Raw genomic sequence first — 18,697 nt, 5'->3', positions numbered from 1 at the left:
CCCGCGACGGCCCCGCAGGGCACCGCGCCGGCAAAGGGTTCAGCCGGCCTGGGGCCCCACCGCGGCGGCCGGCTCGTGCAGGACCGGGAAGTTGACGCTCCGGGCGATGAAGCAGACCTTGTTCGCCTCGGCGTGCAGCTCCGCCAGCAGTCCCGCGGCGACCGGACCCGCGGTGGTCACCAGGGGCTTGAGCGTGACCGACTCGAACTGGCCGCTGCCGTCCCGGTTGGTCCGCATCAGCCCGGCGGCCTGGTCCTCGTACGCCGTCACCACCACCCCGTGCTGCACGGCCACGTGCAGGAAGGACAGCATGTGGCACTGGGACAGCGCGGCCAGCAGCAGCTGCTCGGGGTTGTAGCGGTGCCGGTCGCCGTGGAAGGTGGGGTCGGCGGAACCTTTGAGGACCGGCAGGCCGGGGATCTCGACGTCGTGGTCCCGCGAATAGCCGCGGTACGTGGCCGTTCCCTCGCCCAGGTTCCCGGTCCACCGGACCGTCAGCGCGTAGCGGTGCTCGTCCAGGTTCATGACGCTCCGGCGTCGGCCTGGCGGGCCCGCAGGGCGCGGGCCACGCCGTCGCGGTTCTCCAGCATCATGCGCCGCAGGGCCGTGCTGTCCTCCGGCAGTGCGGCCAGGAACGCGTCGGTGCGGTCCACCGTCTCCTGCGTGGTCAGCTGGGCCGGGTAGAGTCCGACGATGATCTGCTGCGCCAGGGCGTGGGTGCGGTCGGCCATGATGCCGGGGACGGCGTCGAAGTACTTTCCGGAGTACGGTTCCAGCAGGGCGGTGTCCAGGACCCGGGTGAAGCCGTTCACCGCGGAGCCCTGCAGGGCGTTGGAGAGGTCGCCCTTGACCACGATCGATTCCCACGCCGCGGCCTTCGCCCCGGGGGTGGGGATGGCGGCCGTGGCGAGGGCCGCCGCGTTCTGCCCGCTGGCGGTGTTGTCCTGCTCCAGCTCGGCGTCGATCTGTTCCTGTCCCGCCCTGCCGCCGGTGACGAGGGAAGCGAGCAGTTCCCAGCGCAGGTCCTGGTCCACGGCCAGGCCGTCCAGCACCAGGGAACCGTCCAGCAGCCCGGCGATGGTGTCCAGCTGCCCGGCGCTGCGTGCCAGCAGCGCATGGGACATCACGAACTGCAGTTGCGCGTCGGAGCCTGCCGGAACACCGGAGGCAAGCTCCCAGAGCCGGTCGGCCGCGGCCACGATGGTGGCTTCCTTGTGTTCCTCGGCGACGTAGAAGTTCAGCGTCGTGGCCAGCTGGCGCAGCTGGACCAGGATCACGGAGGAATCGGACTCCTCGGCGATGTTGGCCAGGATCAGGTCGACATAGCCGCGGGCCGGGCTTTCGCCGTCGCGCGCCGCGTCCCAGGCCGAACCCCAGACCAGGGTCCGGGGGAGGCTCCGGGCGAAGTCCTTCAGGTGGGCCGTGGCCGTGGCGAGGGACGCCGGGTCGAGGCGGACCTTGGCATAGGCGAGGTCGTCGTCGTTGAGCAGAACCAGGTCCGGCCGCGGCCGCCCGGCCAGCGCCGGGACCAGCGTGCGCTCGCCGTCGACGTCGAGCTCCTCACGGTGGACACGCTCCAGCTTCCCGGCGCCGTTGAGGTTGTAGAAGCCGACGGCGAGCCGGTGCGGACGGATGGTGGGCTGGCCCTCGGTGGCCGACTGCAGGATCGCGAAGGAGCTGATCACGCCGTCCGCACTGACGGAGAGCTCCGGCTGGAGGGTGTTGACGCCGGCGGTTTCCAGCCAGAGCCGGCCCCACTTGTCCAGGTCCCGGCCGCTGGCCTTCTCCAGCTCGGCCATCAGATCGCTGAGCTCGGTGTTCTGCCAGGCATGCTTGCGGAAGTACTCGCGGACGCCGGCGATGAACTCGTCTGGCCCCACCCAGGCCACCAGCTGGCGCAGCACCGAGGCGCCCTTGGCGTAGGTGATGCCGTCGAAGTTGACCTCAACGTCCTGCAGGTTGTTGATTTCGGCGAAGATCGGGTGCGTGGTGGGCAGCTGGTCCTGACGGTAGGCCCAGGACTTCTCCACCGAGGCGAAGGTGGTCCACGCGTGGTCGAACCTGGTGTTCTCCACGGCGGCGAGGTGGGACATGTACTCGGCGAAGGATTCGTTGAGCCACAGGTCGTTCCACCAGCGCATCGTGACAAGGTCCCCGAACCACATGTGCGCGAGCTCGTGCAGCACGGTGATGGCCCGGCGCTCCACCTGGGCGTCCGTGACCTTGCCCCGGAAGACGTAGCCTTCCATGATGGTGACGGCCCCGGCGTTCTCCATGGCCCCGGCGTTGAACTCCGGCACGAAGAGCTGGTCGTACTTTTCGAACGGGTACGGGCAGCCGAACTGCGCCTCGTAGAACTCGAAGCCCTGGCGGGTCAGCTCGAAGATGTTTTCCGCATCCAGGTACTGCATGAGGGACTTGCGGGCAAAGACGCCCAGCGGGGTCACCGTGCCCGTCGCGGAGGTCACCTCGCTGCGGACGCACTGGTACGGGCCGGCGATCAGGGCGGTGACGTAGGAGGAAATCCGGGGGGTCGGGGGGAACTCCCAGACGGAGCGGGCGGCGCCGTCCGTGCCGGGAAGGGTCCCGACCGGTACCGGGGTGGGGGAGGTGGACACCACGTCCCAGTGCGAGGGCGCCGTGACGGTGAAGCTGAAGCTGGCCTTGAGGTCGGGCTGTTCGAAGACGGCGAACACCCGGCGGGAATCCGGGACCTCGAACTGGGTGTACAGGTAGACCTCGTTGTCCACCGGATCCACGAAGCGGTGCAGGCCCTCGCCGGTGTTCATGTAGGGGGCCTCGGCCACGACCAGCAGCTCGTTGTCCGCCGCGAGTCCCGGCAGCTGGATACGGATGCCGTCGGAGACCTCCGCCGGATCAAGCTCGCGGCCGTTCAGGGTCACGCTCCGCACCGCATGCGTGACCGCGTCGATGAACGTCGAGGACCCCGGCTTCGCCGTGAACTTCACGGCCGTGGTGGAGCCGAAGACCTTCTCCCCCCGGGTCAGGTCCAGGCTGACTTCATAGGACTCGACGGCGATCACGGCGGCGCGCTCGCGTGCTTCGGCGCGTGTCAGGTTCATACCGGGCAAGTGGTGCCTCCAGAAGGGCTAGAAACAGTGAAGTCGATACTTTGAAATTATTCTTTCACGACCCCGGCCGGTGGCAAGTCGCGTGGGTCACAGAACCGGCATCACGGCGGGCGCGCCGCGGTAGCGTTGGTGTTATGGGACACTTCCGGGATTCTGTGGACGTGCGGGCCCTGCGCTTTGCGGTGGGGTTCCCCGTGGTGCTGGCCGCCGCTTTCCTTGTCTGTGCCTTCCTGGTCCGTTCCGATTTGCCGGAGCCGCTGGCCGTCCGCTGGACCGAGGCCGGGGCGGCGGATTTTGCGCCGTTCGGAGCCGTCGCGGGGACCGGTGCGGCGCTGATCGTGCTGATCGGCTGGGCCGTGCTGCTGCAGGCGGCACCGCTGTCCCGCCCGGCGGTGATGCGCCGCCTCATGATGGGGGCCGGCCTGGCCCTGAGCCTCTTTGTCGCGACCGTGCTCGCCGCCGTGCTGGTGGGCCAGCTGGGCCTGGCCAACGCGCGGGACTCCCGGGTGGACGTGTCCGTCCTGGCCCTGGGCAGCGGGGCAGCCCTGGGCCTCGGGGTGGTCATGGGGTTCGTGTTCAAGGCCGACGAACGCTGGTCGGTCGATGATGACCAGGCCATGCGGGAGGCCCTGGCACGCGAACTGGATCCGGATCTGGCCCGGGACTCGGTCCGGGTGTGGGTGCACGCCCGCAGTTCGGTCTTCGTCATGATCGGGATTGCGACGCTGCTGCCGGCCGCGCTGCTGGCCATCGCGGTGCCGTGGCTTGCGGCCCTCCTGGTGGCTGTCGCGGTGCTGGGCGCGGCCCTCCTGGTCGCCCGTATCCGGGTTGACCGGAGCGGGTTCCGGGTGTTCGCCGCGGGCTTCGTGCGGGTCATGGACGTCCCCGCGGCGGCGATCGAGGCCGCGACGCCGAAGGAGGTCAAGGCCGCCGATTACGGCGGCTGGGGCTACCGGAGCCGCGGCACCGCCACGGCCCTGCTGGTCAGCAGCGGCCCGGCCGTCGTCGTCGATTCATCCGACGGGCGGCAGCTGACGGTGAGCGGCGGAAGCATCGCCTCGGCGGACAATATCGCGCAGGTCCTGTCCCGGGTGGCGGCACGCGCCCGCCGGAACGGCGAAGCCGCGGACCTGTGAGCCGCGGCGGCCGCCACCCGGCGCCCTAGTAGGCTTGGAACAGCCCCCAACCGCAGCCCGGCAGCCCCGATCCCCGAACTGCCGGCGCCCGACTGAACGGATCCGCCGTGACTACTTCCCCTGACTTCCCGCGCGTGCACATCGCCACCGACCACGCCGGCATGGAGCTCAGCGCCCACCTCGTCAGCTACCTCGGCGCCAAGGGCTACGAAATGATCGACCACGGGCCCCAGACCTACGACGCGCAGGACGACTACCCGTCCTTCTGCATCAACGCCGCCCGCGCCGTCGTGGCGGACCAGGAAGCCGGCACCCGCGCCCTGGGGATCGTGCTGGGCGGCTCCGGCAACGGCGAGCAGATCGCGGCCAACAAGGTCAAGGGCGTCCGCGCGGCGCTGGCCTGGAACCTGTCCACCGCCCAGCTGGCCCGGGAGCACAACGACGCCAACGTCGTCGCCGTCGGCGGCCGCCAGCACAGCGTCGAGGAGGCCACCGCCATCATCGAGGCCTTCCTCGCCGAGCCCTTCAGCAACGATGAGCGCCACGTCCGCCGGATCGGCAAGATCGCCGCATACGAGCGCACCGGCGAGGTCGTTCAGTAGTGCCCGAGGGGCACTCGGTCCACCGGCTGGCCCGCCAGTTCGGGGACGTCTTCACGGGGGAGCGGCTCGCGGTCTCCAGCCCGCAGGGCAGGTTTAGCCAGGGCGCGGCGCTGCTGGACGGCCACACCCTCACCGGCTCCGCCGCGCAGGGAAAGCACCTGTTCCTGGACTTCGAGCACGGTCTGGTGCTCCATGTCCACCTGGGCCTCTACGGCGCCTGGGACTTCGGCGGCGACGCCACCTTCCGTGGCGCCTCCAGCATCGGGGCGCCGCGCAAGGTGGGGGAGCGGGAGGTCTACGACGAGCCTGTCGATGACGAGCGCGGGGCCGCCGCCGGGGCGGATCCCTACGCGGGGCCGCCAGCGCCCGTCGGCGCCGTCCGGGTGCGGCTCGCCGGCGCCCACGGCTGGGCCGACCTCCGCGGGGCCACCACGTGCGAAGCGATCACCCGGGCGGAAGCGGAAGCCGTCAGGGCCAGGCTCGGCCCGGATCCGCTGCGCAACCTTCCCGGCGACCGGGACAGCTTCGTCGCCGGGATGCTGGCCAGGCGCACGCCCCTCGCCGCGCTGCTGATGGACCAGAAGCTGATCGCCGGCGTCGGAAATGTGTACCGCGCCGAACTGCTGTTCCGGCAGCGCCTGGACCCCTGGCTTCCCGGAACGGCGCTGCCCGCGGACGCGGCGCGCCGGCTCTGGGATGACACCGTGGCGGTGATGTCCGACGGCGTCCGCGACGGCCGGATCATCACCACGCCTCCGCGCTACTGGGGCAACGCCGACGGCGGGCCCGACGCCGGGCTGCCGGCGGCCGACGAGGCCCACTTCGTGTACCGGCGGCAGGGCCTCGACTGCCGGGACTGCGGATCGGCGGTGGCGCTGGCGGAGCTGGGCGCGCGGAAGCTCTACTGGTGCCCGGGCTGCCAGCAGGCATGAAAAAAGCCCCTCCGGAGAGGGGCTTTTTTCGTATTCTTGTCCTGGAGGGGACGACGGGAATCGAACCCGCATCATCAGTTTGGAAGACTGAGGCTTTACCACTAAGCTACGTCCCCGGGAATTCACTTCGGCTGCCTGTTTTGTGGACCAGGTTTTGTGGACCAGGCCGATCCGGGAAACTTCCGGGCGGCTTTGTGAAGCCGGATACAACTAAACCCAATGCAGGGCCCCGGTGTCAAATGTGCAAATCGGCGCGGTATGACCGTAGACTGTTCTGTGCACTTACGGGGTGTAGCTCAGCTTGGCTAGAGCGCCTGCTTTGGGAGCAGGAAGTCGCAGGTTCAAATCCTGTCACCCCGACTCTGCGCATATGGCCAGAACGTGGCAATGCAGAGCCCCATCCCCCCAAACCAGGAGTACTTAGACTGTGAAGAGCGCTGTCGAGAACCTCACCCCCACGCGGGTCAAGCTCAATGTTGAGGTCCCCTTTGAGGAATTGAAGCCCAGCATCGCAGAGGCATACAAGACTGTTGCTTCGCAGATCCAGGTCCCCGGTTTCCGCAAGGGCAAGGTCCCCTCCAAGCTCATTGACCAGCGCGTCGGCCGCGGCTACGTCCTGGAGACGGCCATCAACGAAGGCCTCAACGGCTGGTACCAGGCCGCTGTCCAGGAGACCGGCATCCGCCCGCTGAGCCGTCCCGAGGTCGAAATCACCGAGGTTCCGGACCCGTCCGCCACCGAAGGTGAACTCAAGTTCCACGCCGAGGTTGACGTCCGCCCCGAGATCGAGCTGCCGGACTACGCCGGCATCAAGGTCGAGGTCGCCGCGGCCGAATCCGCCGACGCCGACGTCGACAAGGCCCTGGACGAACTCCGCGGCCGCTTCGGCACGCTGAAGTCCCTGGACCGTCCCGCCGCCGACGGCGACTTCCTGACCATCGACATCGCTGCGTCCGTTGACGGCACCGAGGTTGATTCCGCGTCGGGCCTGTCCTACCAGGTCGGCGCCGGCACCATGCTCGAAGGCCTCGACGAAGCCGTCACCGGCCTCAGCGTGGACGAGGACGCCATCTTCGACACCACCCTCGTGGGCGGCGAGCACGCCGGCGAAGCCGCCCAGGTCAAGGTAGTGGTCAAGTCCGTCAAGGAACGCGAACTTCCCGAAGCCAACGATGACTTCGCCCAGCTGGCCTCCGAGTTCGACACCCTGGCTGAACTCCGCGAGGACCTCGCCAAGCAGGCCGTCGAGTCCAAGGTCGTCGAACAGGGCGTTGAGGCCCGCGACAAGGTCCTCGACAAGCTCGTCGAGCTCATCGAGGTTCCCGTCCCGGAATCCGTCGTCGAAGAGCAGCTTGAGCAGCACTTCAGCGCCGAGAACTCCCACGGTGAGGGCGAGCACGACACCGAAGAGCACCGCGCCGAGGTCAAGGCCAACACCGCGCGTGCCTTCCAGAACGAGGTCATCCTCGACGCCATCGCGGACAAGGAAGACGTCAGCGTCAGCCAGAACGAGCTGATCGACTACATCGTCACGAGCGCCAGCCAGTACGGCATGGATCCGAACCAGTTCGCGCAGATCATCGATCAGAGCGGCCAGGTCCCCATGATGGTTTCCGAGGTGCGCCGCCGCAAGGCACTCGCCGTCGTCCTGGGCCAGGCCGACGTGACCGACTCGGAGGGCAACAAGGTTGACCTCAGCGACTTCGTCCGCCCGGGCGGCGAAGAAACAGCCGTCGAGGCAACCGCCGAACAGGCAGACACTGTGGCAGACGCCGAAGACGCATCCGAAGCCGCCACCGACGCCACGCCGAGCGATGACCCGGCAGCAGTGAAGTTCTAGCACTCCCTGCCTCCGGCAGACCCGCGCAGCCCCTGGATCACCGATCCGGGGGCTGCGCCTTTTAAGCCGTCGAGCCGCCCGCGGGGCAGCCCGCCATTCCGCCCGCGGGAAGGGCCCCGGCAGACGCCCGGCAATCGTGCGCCGTCAGCGAACAGCCCCACGCCCGAGCACAAAGCGGACGGGAAAACCGTTAGTGTCCAAGTAGGAAAGTTCAGTGATGTCGTCAAGTGACGTCACCGTCGCCAGTGAGAGGTAAGTACATATGTCACAGCAAGCAGGGGCACCGCGGATGGCCACCGTCGATCCGGCCGCCCAGGACAACTACATTTACAACCGCCTGCTGAAAGAGCGCATCATCTGGCTCGGCTCCGAGGTCCGCGACGAGAATGCCAACGCGATCTGCTCCCAGCTGCTGCTGCTTTCGGCAGAGAACCCCGAAAAGGACATCTACCTCTACATCAACTCACCGGGCGGCTCCGTCACCGCCGGCATGGCGATCTATGACACCATGCAGTTCATCCCGAACGACGTCGTCACCGTGGCCACCGGCCTCGCCGCCTCCATGGGCCAGTTCCTGCTCTCCTCCGGCACCAAGGGCAAGCGCTACGCCACCCCCAACGCCCGGATCCTGATGCACCAGCCTTCCGGCGGCATCGGCGGAACGGCCTCGGACATCAAGATCCAGGCCGAGCTGATCCTGCACATGAAGAAGGTCATGGCCGATCTGACCGCCGACCAGACCGGGCAGACGGTGGAAACCATCCTCAAGGACAACGACCGTGACAAGTGGTTCACGGCGGTCGAAGCCCTCGACTACGGCTTCTTCGACAAGATCGCGGCGCACGCGGGCTCCGTGGCAGGCGGCGGCGGGACCAACGCCAACGGCGGCAACGGCACCGGCAGCAGCACCGGCGCTGCCGGCAGCGCTGCCTCCGAGAACTGACCGGTACGTAGACAGAGATGAATTCAGGAGCAATGGACATGAACTACAATTTCGGATCGACTGCCGGCAACCTGCCGAGCAGCCGCTACGTGCTGCCGCAGTTCGAAGAGCGTACCCCGTACGGCTTCAAGCGCCAGGACCCCTACACCAAGCTGTTCGAGGACCGCATCATCTTCCTGGGCGTCCAGGTTGACGATGCCTCCGCCGACGACGTGATGGCGCAGTTGCTGGTGCTCGAGTCCACCGACCCGGACCGCGACATCACGCTGTACATCAACTCCCCGGGCGGCTCCTTCACCGCCATGACCGCGATCTACGACACCATGACGTACATCCGGCCGGAAATCCAGACAGTCTGCCTGGGCCAGGCGGCCAGCGCCGCCGCCGTGCTCCTCGCGGCCGGCACGCCGGGCAAGCGCCTGGCGCTGCCCAACGCCCGCGTCCTGATCCACCAGCCCTCGCTGTCCGGCGGACAGGGCGGGCAGGCCTCCGACCTGGAGATCCAGGCGGCCGAGGTCATGCGGATGCGGGCCTGGCTTGAAGACACGCTGGCCAAGCACTCGGGCCGCACGCCGGAGCAGGTCAACAACGACATCGAGCGTGACAAGATCCTCACCGCGGCCGAGGCCATGGATTACGGCCTGATCGACCAGGTCCTTGACTCCCGCAAGATCAAGCCCCAGGCTCTCACCACCAGGTAAGAAGAAAGTCCACGACGCCGGTGCGGCTCACCCAAATGGCCGCACCGGCGTCCGCTTTCCACCCAACAGGGGGAAAGTGACCTAGAGTGGAACATGTCACGGCCGTCGCCTCCTGGGGTCGTCCGTGATTCCAGTAATGGTGCAAGGCTGCTTACCGTTCGAAACAGGCAGCAGCAAGATACTAAAGGGGTTCACACATGGCTCGGATTGGCGAGAGCACGGATCTGCTGAAGTGTTCTTTCTGCGGAAAGAGCCAGAAGCAGGTACGGAAACTCATTGCCGGGCCCGGCGTCTACATCTGCGACGAGTGCATTGAACTCTGCAACGAGATCATTGAAGAAGAACTCGCCGAAGTAGCCGACCTGGGCAGTTTCGAACTGCCCAAGCCCCGCGAGATCTTCGATTTCCTGCAGGAATACGTGATCGGCCAGGAGCCCGCCAAGCGGTCGCTCGCCGTCGCGGTCTACAACCATTACAAGCGCATCCAGTCCGGACACGCCCCCAAGAGCAGCAACCTCGCCGACGGCGTCCACCACGACGACGTCGAGATCGCCAAGTCCAACATCCTCCTGATCGGCCCCACCGGCTGCGGCAAGACCTACCTGGCGCAGACCCTGGCCCGGCGCCTGAACGTCCCGTTCGCTGTCGCCGACGCCACGGCCCTGACCGAAGCCGGCTACGTGGGCGAGGACGTCGAGAACATCCTGCTGAAGCTCATCCAGGCCGCCGACTATGACGTCAAGAAGGCCGAACAGGGCATCATCTACATCGACGAGATCGACAAGATCTCGCGCAAGAGCGAGAACCCCTCCATCACCCGGGACGTCTCCGGCGAGGGCGTGCAGCAGGCGCTGCTGAAGATCCTCGAAGGCACCGTCGCCTCGGTTCCGCCGCAGGGCGGACGCAAGCATCCGCACCAGGAATTCATCCAGATCGACACCACCAACGTGCTGTTCATCGTGGCCGGCGCCTTCGCCGGCCTTGAAGAGATCATCGGTTCCCGCTCCGGGCGCAAGGGCATCGGCTTCGGCGCCCCGCTCAACGAGGTCAAGAACACCACGGATTCCTACGGCGAGGTCATGCCCGAGGACCTGCTGAAGTTCGGGCTCATCCCCGAGTTCATCGGCCGGCTGCCGGTCATCACCACGGTCTCGAACCTGGACCGCGCGGCGCTGATCCAGATCCTGTCCACGCCCAAGAACGCCCTCGTCAAGCAGTACCAGAAGATGTTCCAGCTCGACGGCGTCGAACTGGTCTTCGACGAGGAGGCCCTGAACACCATCGCCGACCAGGCCCTCGAGCGCGGCACCGGAGCCCGCGGCCTGCGCGCCATCATGGAGGAAGTCCTGCTTCCGGTGATGTTCGACCTCCCGAGCCGCGATGACGTCGCCACCGTCGTGATCACCGAAGCCGTCGTGGCCAAGAAGGCCGCTGCCACCCTGATCGCGCACGACGTCAAGCGGCGCAAGTCGGCCTGAACCGGAATAAATCCGGGACGCGGGTCGCTGTCAAGAGTTGATGCGCCCGTGCGTTTGATGTGGCCCCGCGTTTGATGTGGCGCTGCATCCGATGGACCGCGGCGCAATTTCCCCGCTGACTTACCCAAGGAGAACACCTGTGCCTGAAACCGTTTCCAACAAGGCCGACTTCTGGTTTGACCCGATGTGCCCCTTCGCATGGGTCACCTCCCGCTGGATCGGCGAAGTGGAGGCTGTCCGGGACATCACCACCGAGTGGCACGTCATGAGCCTCGCCGTGCTGAACGAGGGACGCGACGAACTTCCCGCGCAGTACAAGGAGTTCATGCTCAAGGCGTGGGCCCCGGTGCGGGTCATCACCGCCGCGGCCGAACAGCACGGCACCGAGTACATCAAGGCCCTCTATGACGCCATGGGCACCAAGATCCACAACGAGGGCAACGGCGACATCGACGAGGTCATCGCCAAGTCCCTGGCCGAAGTCGGACTGCCGCCGGTGCTCGCCGCAGCAGGCAAGAGCGATGACGTCGATGCCCGGCTGCGCACCAGCCACGAAGCCGGCATCTCCCTCGTCGGCCAGGACGTGGGCACGCCCGTCGTCGCCTTCAACGGCACCGCCTTCTTCGGCCCCGTCCTGACCCGCATCCCCCGCGGCGAGGACGCCGGGCGGCTCTGGGACGCCACCGTGACGCTGGCCTCCTTCCCGTACTTCTATGAAATCAAGCGCAGCCGGACCGAAAGCCCGTCCTTCAACTAGCCACGGAGAATTACGCCGCTGTAGTTCTCCCCCAGCTCTTGTGCATCCCCCGGCAGGGGAGAACAATTGAATTTACCCACTTCGAGAGAAGCGGGACGCAGGAACCAAAGATTCAGTGACACTCATCCGACGCAGCCTTCGGCAAAGTCAGATGATGGCTACCGGTGACGAGGTAGGAAGACCTGAAAATCCGAGGATCCCGCCAGATTATCTAAGACGTCACGTGATAACCGAAAGTCGAAGCCCCACCGACGGCAAAACGCTGATGGGGCTTCCCCTTTGCCCGAAACAGCTTGCACGGGAACAGCCTGTCCGAGAACTTCCGGCAGGAGAGGGCTGGCCCACGGAGCATTATTCCGTCAGGGTATAGCCATGAGCAGCGAACCCATTGCGGCCTATGCCCTCCTGTCAGACTGCCGCTCCGCCGCACTGGTCAGTGCCGCCGGCTCCGTGGACTGGTTGTGTTTCCCGCGCTTTGACAGCCCCTCCGTATTCGGACGCCTGTTGGGCCAGGACGCGGGGTTCTGGTCCATCCGTCCCGCCGGAGAATACACCTCAACCCGGCGCTACCTCGGACCCACGATGGTTCTGGAAACCACCCACAGGGCCCCCGAAGGGTGTGTGACCGTCACGGACGCCCTGGTCCTCGGTGACGGCAGGAGGGGCCATGACCTCGGCGCGGATTCCCCCGGCACCTTGCTCCGCCAGCTGTCCTGTACCGAGGGACCGGTCGAGGTCGACATCGTCTTCAGCCCCCGCCCGGAATACGGGCTGGCCCGGCCGCTGCTGAGCGCGGTGGACGGCGGTATCGTGGTCCGGGCGGGGGCCGTGATGCTGTCATTCTCGACTGCGGCAGCCTTCCAGCTCGGCGCGGACACGGCGCAGGCCCGGGTGACCCTCCAGACCGGAGACGTCCTCGGCTTCGCTGTCCACTTCCAGGCCAGCGGAAGCGGGGAACCGGTCTTCTGGGGCCAGGCGGAGATCGCGCGCCGGCTTGAGGACACAGTGCAGGGCTGGACCAGTTGGTCGGTGATGCACCAGACCTACAACGGCCCGTGGCAGGAGCTCGTCGCCGGCAGCGGACGGATCCTGCAGGCCCTCACGTACTACCCGTCCGGGGCCATCGTGGCCGCCCCGACGACGTCCCTGCCGGAAGTGGCCGGCGGCACGCGCAACTGGGACTACCGGTACAGCTGGATCCGGGATGCGAGCATGACCCTGCAGGCCCTCTGGGTGGCGGCCTGTCCGGATGAAGCGGGAAATTTCTTCCAGTTCCTTGCGACTGCAGCCGCAAGCCAGCTGGCCGCGGGCGAGGAACTGCAGATCATGTTCGGCATCGGCGGGGAACGCGAGCTGCCCGAACGCGAACTTGCCCACCTGCCGGGCTGGCGTGCCAGCTCCCCGGTCCGGGTCGGCAACGGTGCCTGGGACCAGCGGCAGCTCGACGTCTACGGCGAACTGCTCGACGCCGCCGCCACGCTGCCGGAGTATCTCGCGGAGCTGGCACCGGCAACGAGAAGGTTCCTCGCCGACGCAGCGGACGCCGCGGCCTCCCGCTGGCGCTCCGCAGATCACGGCATCTGGGAGGTCCGCGGGGAGCCGCGCCACTTCCTCTACTCCAAGCTCATGTGCTGGGTCGCCGTCGACCGGGCCATCACCCTTGCCGAGCTCCTGCAGGCGCCCGAGCGGGTCCGTCGCTGGGAAGAGGTGCGGGACCAGATTGCCGCGTCCATCCGGACCTACGGCTGGAGCGAAGCGGCGAATGCCTATACCCAGGCGTACGGTTCCGAGGACCTCGACGCTTCGGCGCTGATGCTCGCCATCGTGGGCTTCCTCCCGGCGGACGATCCCGGTATCCTCGCCACGATCGAGGCCATCGAGGAGCGTCTCACGGACTCACGCGGCCTCGTGTACCGCTACCTCGCCGACGACGGTCTTCCGGGGGAGGAGGGCACTTTCCTGCTGTGCACCTTCTGGCTGGCCCAGGCCCTGGCCTTGGCCGGACGCACACAGCGCGCCCGGGCAGTCTTCGAGCGGGCAGCCGGGTTTGCCACCGACCTGGGCCTGATGGCCGAGGAAGTCGCCCCGGACAGCAGCGAGCTCCTGGGGAACTTCCCGCAGGCGTTCAGCCACATCGGCCTCGTCAACGCCGCCTGGGCCATCCACACCGCCGAGGAGCGGATGGCCCGCCGCAGCTAGGCCTGCGCAGGCTCCTCGGGGGCCGCCAGGACGACGTCGCTCACGGTCAGTTCGCCGTCCCCGGCCACCAGCTCCAGTTCACGGGCGTTGGCCGCGGCCTTGAGGTCGGCCAGGCCGGCCTTCAGCTGCGTGGTGAGGGACTCCGTGGCCGTGATGGTCGCGGAGAGGACCTCGGTGCGCTGCTTGACCTTGGCCTCGGACTTGGCCTTGCGGATGCCGCTCAGCGCGGTCCCGACGGTCGCCAGCAAGGTGGTGTCGCCGTCGATCTCCACCGCGGAGGGCCACTGCGCGCGGTGCACGGAACCCGTGCGCCACCAGCTCCAGACCTCCTCCGTGGCGAAGGGCAGGAACGGGGCGAACAGCCGCAGTAGCGTGTCCAGGCTCGTCGCCAGCGCCGCCAGCACGGAGGCCTGCTGGGCGTCTCCGGCGGCACCGTAGGCGCGGTCCTTGATGAGCTCCACGTAATCGTCGGTGAAATGCCAGAAGAAGCTCTCGGTGATCTGCAGGGCCCGGGCGTAGTCGTAGTTGTCGAACGCCTTGGTGGCCTGCCGCACCACGTCGGAGAGCTGGGCCAGCACGGCCCGGTCCAGGGGGTTGGTCAGCACCGAAAGGTCCCCGGAAACCACCGAGTCCTCGGTGGCGCCCAGGTTCAGCACGAACTTGGAGGCGTTGAGCAGCTTGATGGCCAGCCGGCGGCCGATCTTCATCTGCGCGATCTCGTAGGCCGTGTCGGCGCCGAGCTTCGCGGACGTGGCCCAGTACCGGACCGCGTCAGAGCCGTACTCTTCAAGCACGTCGGTGGGGACCACCACGTTGCCCTTGGACTTGGACATCTTCTTGCGGTCCGGGTCCAGGATCCAGCCGGAGATGGCGGCGTGCTTCCACGGGGCCGTGTCCTGCAGGGCGTCGGCGCGCACGGCCGAGGAGAACAGCCAGGTGCGGATGATGTCGTGGCCCTGGGGGCGCAGGTCGAAGGGGTAGACCTTGGCGAACAGGTCCCCGTCCCGGCTCCACCCGCCCACGATCTGCGGCGTCAGGGATGAGGTCGCCCAGGTGTCCAGGACGTCGGCGTCGCCGGTGAACCCGCCGGGCACGTCGCGCTGGGATTCCTCGTAGCCCGGGGCCGCGTCCGCGGCGGGGTCCACGGGCAGCTGCGCGTCGGAGGGCAGGACCGGAGCGTCGTAGTCCGGGTTGCCGTCGGCGTCCAGCGGGTACCAGACCGGCACCGGAACGCCGAAGAAGCGCTGCCGGGAAACCAGCCAGTCGCCGTTGAGCCCGGAAATCCAGTTCTCGTAGCGCGAGCGCATGAAGGCGGGGTGGAACTCGATCTCGTGGCCGCGCGCGATCAGGCGTTCGCGGCGGTCCGCGTCGCGGCCGCCGTTGCGGATGTACCACTGGCGGGACGTCACCACTTCGAGGGGCTTGTCGCCCTTCTCGAAGAAGTTCACGGGGTGCATGATCTTCTTCGGCTCGCCGTCGAGCAGTCCGGCGGCGGACAGCTGTTCCACCACGGCTTCCTTGGCGCTGAAGACGGTCTTGCCCGCGATCGCGGCGAAGGCGGCGCGGCCTTCGCCGGTGGTGACCCAGTCCGGGGTCTCGCCGATGATGCGCCCGTCGCGGCCCACGATGGCCCGGGTGGGAAGCTGGAGTTCGCGCCACCAGGTGACGTCGGTAAGGTCGCCGAAGGTGCAGACCATGGCGATGCCGGAGCCCTTGTCCGCCTTGGCCAGCGGGTGGGCCCTGACCTCCACCTCGACGCCGAACAGCGGGGAGGTGACCTTCTTGCCGAACAGCGGCTGGTAGCGCTCGTCGTCGGGGTTCGCCACCAGGGCCGCGCAGGCTGCGAGGAGCTCCGGGCGGGTGGTCTCGACGTAGATCTTCTCGCCGTCTTCGGTGAAGAACGGGTAGCGGTAGTACGCGCCGGCGACCTCGCGGTCCTCGAGTTCGGCCTGGGCCACCGCGGTGCGGAAGGTGACGTCCCACAGGGTGGGCGCCTCCGCCATGTAGGCGTCGCCCGCGGCCAGGTTGGCGAGGAAGGCGCGCTGGGACACCTCGCGGGAGACGTCGTCAATGGTGCGGTAGGTCAGCTGCCAGTCCACGGAGAGCCCGAGGGTCTGGAACAGGCTTTCGAAGACCTTTTCGTCCTCCACGGCGAGTTCCTCGCACAGCTCGATGAAGTTCCGGCGCGAGACGACGTCGAAGTCGCGCTGGTTCTTGGCGGGCTCGGCGGGCGGCCGGTAGCCGGCGTCGTAGGCAACGGCGGGGTCGCAGCGCACCCCGTAGTAGTTCTGGACGCGGCGTTCGGTGGGCAGGCCGTTGTCATCCCAGCCCATCGGATAGAACACGTTCTTCCCGATCATGCGCTGGTAGCGCGCCAGGACGTCCGTCTGCGTGAAGGAGAACATGTGGCCGACGTGCAGGGACCCCGACGCGGTGGGCGGGGGAGTGTCGATCGAGTAGACCTGCTCGCGGGTGGTGTCCGGGTTGAACTTGTAGGTCCCTTCGTCAAGCCAGCGCCGCGTGAGGGCGGCCTCGAGCCCCTCCAGGGCGGGCTTGTCCGGAACATTGATGGGGGCGGTGGTGGGCGTGTCTGTACCCTGCGTGTCTTCAGCCATGGGGTAATTGTTTCATGCTCCGCGGCGGCGCCCGGCAGCAGCACGCGTGCTGCTTGATTTCATCCGGCGCAACCGTACCGGGGAGTCGGAGCCGGGACGTTAGGGTGGTGCCATGACTGAGGGAATCCACAACAAGGCAACAGTAGCCAAAGCAGCAGTAGTCACCGGCGCCAGCACCGGGATCGGCGAGGCCACTGTGCGCGCACTTCGGACCGAGGGCTGGACGGTCTTCGCCGTCGCCCGCCGCGCGGACCGGCTCGAGGCGCTCGCGGCGCAGACCGGCGCCGTGGCCGTCCCCGCCGACGTCACCGAGGACGCCGACGTCGCCCGGCTGCTGGACGAGGTCACCCGCGCGGGCGGCATCGACACCCTGATCAACATCGCCGGCGGCGCCCGCGGGGCGGACAAGGTGGGTGACGCCAAGACGGAGGACTGGGAGTGGATGTTCCAGGTCAACGTCCTCGGCACCATGAAGCTCACCCGCGCCTTCCTGCCCATGCTGCGCGCCTGCGGCGAGGGAACCGTCCTGAACCTGACCTCGAGCGCGGGGCTGGCCGCCTACGAGACCGGCGGCGGCTACAACGCGGCGAAGTTCGCCCAGCACGCCGTCACCGGCGCCCTGCGGCTGGAGGAGGCCGAGCACAATGTCCGTGTCATCGAGGTGGCTCCCGGCCTGGTGCAGACCGAGGAGTTCGCGCTCAACCGGCTCGGCAGCGAGGAAGCCGCGGCGAAGGTCTACCAGGGCGTCGAGAAGCCGCTGACCCCCGCCGACGTCGCCGAGGTGGTCCGCTACGCCGTCGCGGCACCGCACCACGTCAACCTGGACCAGATCGTGATCCGGCCGGTGGCGCAGGCCTCCAACTACAAGCTGATCCGCAAGGGCTAGGTCCAGGGCCACCGGGGCACGTGTCCGGGCCGCGGGGAATTCACATGCACCGAGGTCAGGCGAATCCCGCCCGGGATGCCCCGCACCTCGGCTGCGGGCCTGCTCTGGAAGAACCCGCTGCCGGGGACGCGGCCCGGCGTCGTCAGCGGGAAGACCGGGAAAATCCCGTTTCCGACATTCGCCCAGTCGACGTCGGTGCCCGGGTAGGGCAGGAGGCGGGCGATGCCCGCCTGTTCAAGGCGTTCCAGAGTTACCGGGTTGAGTTCCGGCAGCGCCAGAAAGTCGACGTCGTTCGCCGCCACCGCCTCAAGCACAGCGGCCGCATCCACCTCCGAGCTGCCGAGGTTCAGGGACATGACCGTCAGGTGGCGGTCAATCCTCTGCTGGCCATGCGGCGCCCGGCGCGTTGTGGGTCAGGGTGCTGCCGGGACGGCCAGCGTCGCCATGATGGCGGCGTGGTCCGTCCCGGCCACGCGGTGCACCGAATAGGCGGTGGCGCGCACCTGCGGGCTGGTGACCAGGTGGTCGATCACGACTCCGGGCAGCAGCTGCCCGTCCATCGGCCAGGTGGGAACCAGCCGCGACCCGGCGGCCGTTCCCGCGTCCACCATCTGCCGGCCGCCGGGGCCGCCGTGCAGGATCTGGCGGAACTCGGAATGGTCGTAGGTGGCGTTGAAGTCGCCGACCAGCAGCAGGTTCCCCGGACCGGCCGTGAGCGTGCCGATCGCGGCGAGATCACTGCGCCACCGTTCGATCCGGCCGCCAATCGGCGGCTGCGCGTGGACGTTCGTCACGTCCAGAACCGCGGGCTGCCCATCGGACTGCCCATCGGATTGTCCGCCGGCGTCCAGGACAAGGCGGACGGTCGGCACCTGGAACTGGGAATCCGGCAGGGCACCCAACGGCTGCATGGGATGAAGGGAGTAGAACGCGCTGCCGGCGGCACCGTTCACGGGGCGGCTGATCCTGTTCGGCAGCAGACTGTCCAGCCCCTGGGCCGCCAGCCGTTCCTGCAGCGCCGGGGTGTGCTCCTGGATGGTCAGCAGCCCGATGCCGTTGTCCCGTACCAGCCGCACAATTTCGGCCGCATCCGCCCCGCCGAGTTCCGCGTTGATGTCCATTACCTTCAGCTGCACCGTCCGCGCGCCGCCGGCCGGAGTGCCCCGGGGGGTCCCCCCGGCGTTGTCCTGGGACACCAGGTAGTCCTGCGGGAACAGCCAGAACAGCTGCACGGCCAGGAGCCCCGAAGCCACCACGACCAGCCAGGCGCGCCGGCCCAGCAGGGCGAACAGCAGTCCGGCGGCGGCGGGCAGCACCAGCCACGGCGTGAAGGCCAGCCACTGCTCCACCGCCGCGGGCCACTCGCCGGGCACGGCACGGAAGACCGCGAGCGCCGCCAGCGGCAGGGCCGTCAGCAGCGCCAGCGCGCGCCACGCCCGGGCCCCGCGGCGCCGGGGGCCCAGCCTGGCGGGACGGCCGGGATCGGGCAAGCTCATGCGCCTGAGTCTAGGTTGTC

15 protein-coding genes and 2 tRNA genes are annotated in these 18,697 nt (G+C 68.1%); 11 read left to right on the top strand and 6 right to left on the bottom strand.

What is annotated here, in order from left to right:
* Window positions 1-39: 39 nt before the first annotated feature.
* Together J9611_RS06720 and pepN are read right to left on the bottom strand one after the other, a co-directional pair.
* Window positions 40-525, bottom strand: a complete 486-nt coding sequence (locus J9611_RS06720; RefSeq protein ID WP_211878769.1) for an OsmC family protein — start codon at window positions 523-525, stop codon at window positions 40-42.
* Window positions 522-3,083, bottom strand: coding sequence for an aminopeptidase N (gene pepN / locus J9611_RS06715; RefSeq protein ID WP_211878768.1), 2,562 nt, complete (start codon window positions 3,081-3,083; stop codon window positions 522-524). Before pepN ends, J9611_RS06720 begins: the two co-directional genes overlap by 4 nt.
* A gap of 143 nt (window positions 3,084-3,226) precedes the next feature.
* Between pepN and J9611_RS06710 the strand changes: the two genes are divergently transcribed.
* The 3 genes from J9611_RS06710 (at window position 3,227) to J9611_RS06700 (ending at window position 5,762) form a co-directional block, all read left to right on the top strand.
* On the top strand, window positions 3,227-4,228 hold the full coding sequence (locus J9611_RS06710; RefSeq protein WP_211878767.1) for a hypothetical protein: 1,002 nt from the start codon (window positions 3,227-3,229) through the stop codon (window positions 4,226-4,228).
* Between the two features lie 107 nt (window positions 4,229-4,335).
* Window positions 4,336-4,830, top strand: coding sequence for a ribose-5-phosphate isomerase (locus tag J9611_RS06705; RefSeq protein ID WP_211878766.1), 495 nt, complete (start codon window positions 4,336-4,338; stop codon window positions 4,828-4,830).
* Entirely contained in the window at window positions 4,830-5,762 is a 933-nt protein-coding gene (locus tag J9611_RS06700; protein WP_211878765.1) for an Fpg/Nei family DNA glycosylase, read from the top strand. The genes J9611_RS06705 and J9611_RS06700 overlap by 1 nt, the downstream gene beginning before the upstream one ends.
* Before the next feature lie 42 nt (window positions 5,763-5,804).
* Here the strand turns inward: J9611_RS06700 and J9611_RS06695 are convergent.
* A tRNA-Gly gene (locus J9611_RS06695) sits at window positions 5,805-5,878 on the bottom strand.
* Between the two features lie 169 nt (window positions 5,879-6,047).
* On the opposite strand from J9611_RS06695, the gene J9611_RS06690 reads away from it, so the two are divergent.
* The 7 genes from J9611_RS06690 to J9611_RS06660 all read left to right on the top strand — a co-directional run bounded on the left by J9611_RS06690 (window position 6,048) and on the right by J9611_RS06660 (window position 13,680).
* Window positions 6,048-6,122: transfer RNA gene (locus tag J9611_RS06690), tRNA-Pro, on the top strand.
* Window positions 6,123-6,189: 67 nt separating this feature from the next.
* Window positions 6,190-7,602 carry a trigger factor gene (gene tig, locus J9611_RS06685; RefSeq protein ID WP_211878764.1) on the top strand — a complete coding sequence of 471 codons (1,413 nt, stop codon included), beginning with the start codon at window positions 6,190-6,192 and terminating at the stop codon, window positions 7,600-7,602.
* Between the two features lie 289 nt (window positions 7,603-7,891).
* Complete coding sequence (locus J9611_RS06680) at window positions 7,892-8,545, top strand: ATP-dependent Clp protease proteolytic subunit (protein ID WP_211878841.1); 654 nt, start codon at window positions 7,892-7,894, stop codon at window positions 8,543-8,545.
* 38 nt (window positions 8,546-8,583) lie between these two features.
* Window positions 8,584-9,246 carry an ATP-dependent Clp protease proteolytic subunit gene (locus tag J9611_RS06675; protein ID WP_211878762.1) on the top strand — a complete coding sequence of 221 codons (663 nt, stop codon included), beginning with the start codon at window positions 8,584-8,586 and terminating at the stop codon, window positions 9,244-9,246.
* Between the two features lie 197 nt (window positions 9,247-9,443).
* Window positions 9,444-10,724, top strand: coding sequence for an ATP-dependent Clp protease ATP-binding subunit ClpX (gene clpX, locus J9611_RS06670; protein WP_211878761.1), 1,281 nt, complete (start codon window positions 9,444-9,446; stop codon window positions 10,722-10,724).
* Window positions 10,725-10,863: 139 nt separating this feature from the next.
* Complete coding sequence (locus J9611_RS06665; RefSeq protein WP_307857036.1) at window positions 10,864-11,481, top strand: mycothiol-dependent nitroreductase Rv2466c family protein; 618 nt, start codon at window positions 10,864-10,866, stop codon at window positions 11,479-11,481.
* Window positions 11,482-11,853: 372 nt separating this feature from the next.
* Window positions 11,854-13,680, top strand: coding sequence for a glycoside hydrolase family 15 protein (locus J9611_RS06660; protein ID WP_211878759.1), 1,827 nt, complete (start codon window positions 11,854-11,856; stop codon window positions 13,678-13,680).
* Here J9611_RS06660 and valS read toward each other — a convergent pair.
* Window positions 13,677-16,295, bottom strand: coding sequence for a valine--tRNA ligase (gene valS / locus J9611_RS06655; RefSeq protein ID WP_211878758.1), 2,619 nt, complete (start codon window positions 16,293-16,295; stop codon window positions 13,677-13,679). The genes J9611_RS06660 and valS overlap by 4 nt on opposite strands.
* 112 nt (window positions 16,296-16,407) lie before the next feature.
* Between valS and J9611_RS06650 the strand changes: the two genes are divergently transcribed.
* Window positions 16,408-17,181: an SDR family oxidoreductase gene (locus J9611_RS06650; protein ID WP_211878756.1), complete on the top strand. Its 774-nt coding sequence runs from the start codon at window positions 16,408-16,410 to the stop codon at window positions 17,179-17,181.
* On the opposite strand, the gene J9611_RS06645 is transcribed toward J9611_RS06650, so the two are convergent.
* Window positions 17,178-17,537 (bottom strand): endonuclease/exonuclease/phosphatase family protein, encoded by a 360-nt coding sequence (locus tag J9611_RS06645; protein WP_211878754.1) that lies wholly within the window; start codon window positions 17,535-17,537, stop codon window positions 17,178-17,180. The two genes, J9611_RS06650 and J9611_RS06645, sit on opposite strands and share 4 nt — an antisense overlap.
* A gap of 57 nt (window positions 17,538-17,594) precedes the next feature.
* Window positions 17,595-18,677, bottom strand: coding sequence for an endonuclease/exonuclease/phosphatase family protein (locus J9611_RS06640; RefSeq protein ID WP_246527463.1), 1,083 nt, complete (start codon window positions 18,675-18,677; stop codon window positions 17,595-17,597).
* Between the last annotated feature and the right edge of the window lie 20 nt (window positions 18,678-18,697).

It is taken from the genome of Pseudarthrobacter albicanus (assembly GCF_018224015.1).
GTDB lineage: Bacteria > Actinomycetota > Actinomycetes > Actinomycetales > Micrococcaceae > Arthrobacter > Arthrobacter albicanus.
Note: the sequence above shows the minus strand (reverse complement) of the source record. Positions and strands in the feature narration are given on the sequence as shown.

What these genes read in the sequence shown, in the direction of transcription:
- J9611_RS06645 (WP_211878754.1), bottom strand. Translation starts at nt 17,537, where the DNA reads ATGTCCCTGAACCTCGGCAGCTCGGAGGTGGATGCGGCCGCTGTGCTT.
- J9611_RS06680 (WP_211878841.1), top strand. Translation starts at nt 7,892, where the DNA reads ATGGCCACCGTCGATCCGGCCGCCCAGGACAACTACATTTACAACCGC.
- valS (WP_211878758.1), bottom strand. Translation starts at nt 16,295, where the DNA reads ATGGCTGAAGACACGCAGGGTACAGACACGCCCACCACCGCCCCCATC.
- pepN (WP_211878768.1), bottom strand. Translation starts at nt 3,083, where the DNA reads ATGAACCTGACACGCGCCGAAGCACGCGAGCGCGCCGCCGTGATCGCC.
- J9611_RS06675 (WP_211878762.1), top strand. Translation starts at nt 8,584, where the DNA reads ATGAACTACAATTTCGGATCGACTGCCGGCAACCTGCCGAGCAGCCGC.
- J9611_RS06640 (WP_246527463.1), bottom strand. Translation starts at nt 18,677, where the DNA reads ATGAGCTTGCCCGATCCCGGCCGTCCCGCCAGGCTGGGCCCCCGGCGC.
- J9611_RS06650 (WP_211878756.1), top strand. Translation starts at nt 16,408, where the DNA reads ATGACTGAGGGAATCCACAACAAGGCAACAGTAGCCAAAGCAGCAGTA.
- J9611_RS06720 (WP_211878769.1), bottom strand. Translation starts at nt 525, where the DNA reads ATGAACCTGGACGAGCACCGCTACGCGCTGACGGTCCGGTGGACCGGG.
- J9611_RS06710 (WP_211878767.1), top strand. Translation starts at nt 3,227, where the DNA reads ATGGGACACTTCCGGGATTCTGTGGACGTGCGGGCCCTGCGCTTTGCG.
- clpX (WP_211878761.1), top strand. Translation starts at nt 9,444, where the DNA reads ATGGCTCGGATTGGCGAGAGCACGGATCTGCTGAAGTGTTCTTTCTGC.
- J9611_RS06660 (WP_211878759.1), top strand. Translation starts at nt 11,854, where the DNA reads ATGAGCAGCGAACCCATTGCGGCCTATGCCCTCCTGTCAGACTGCCGC.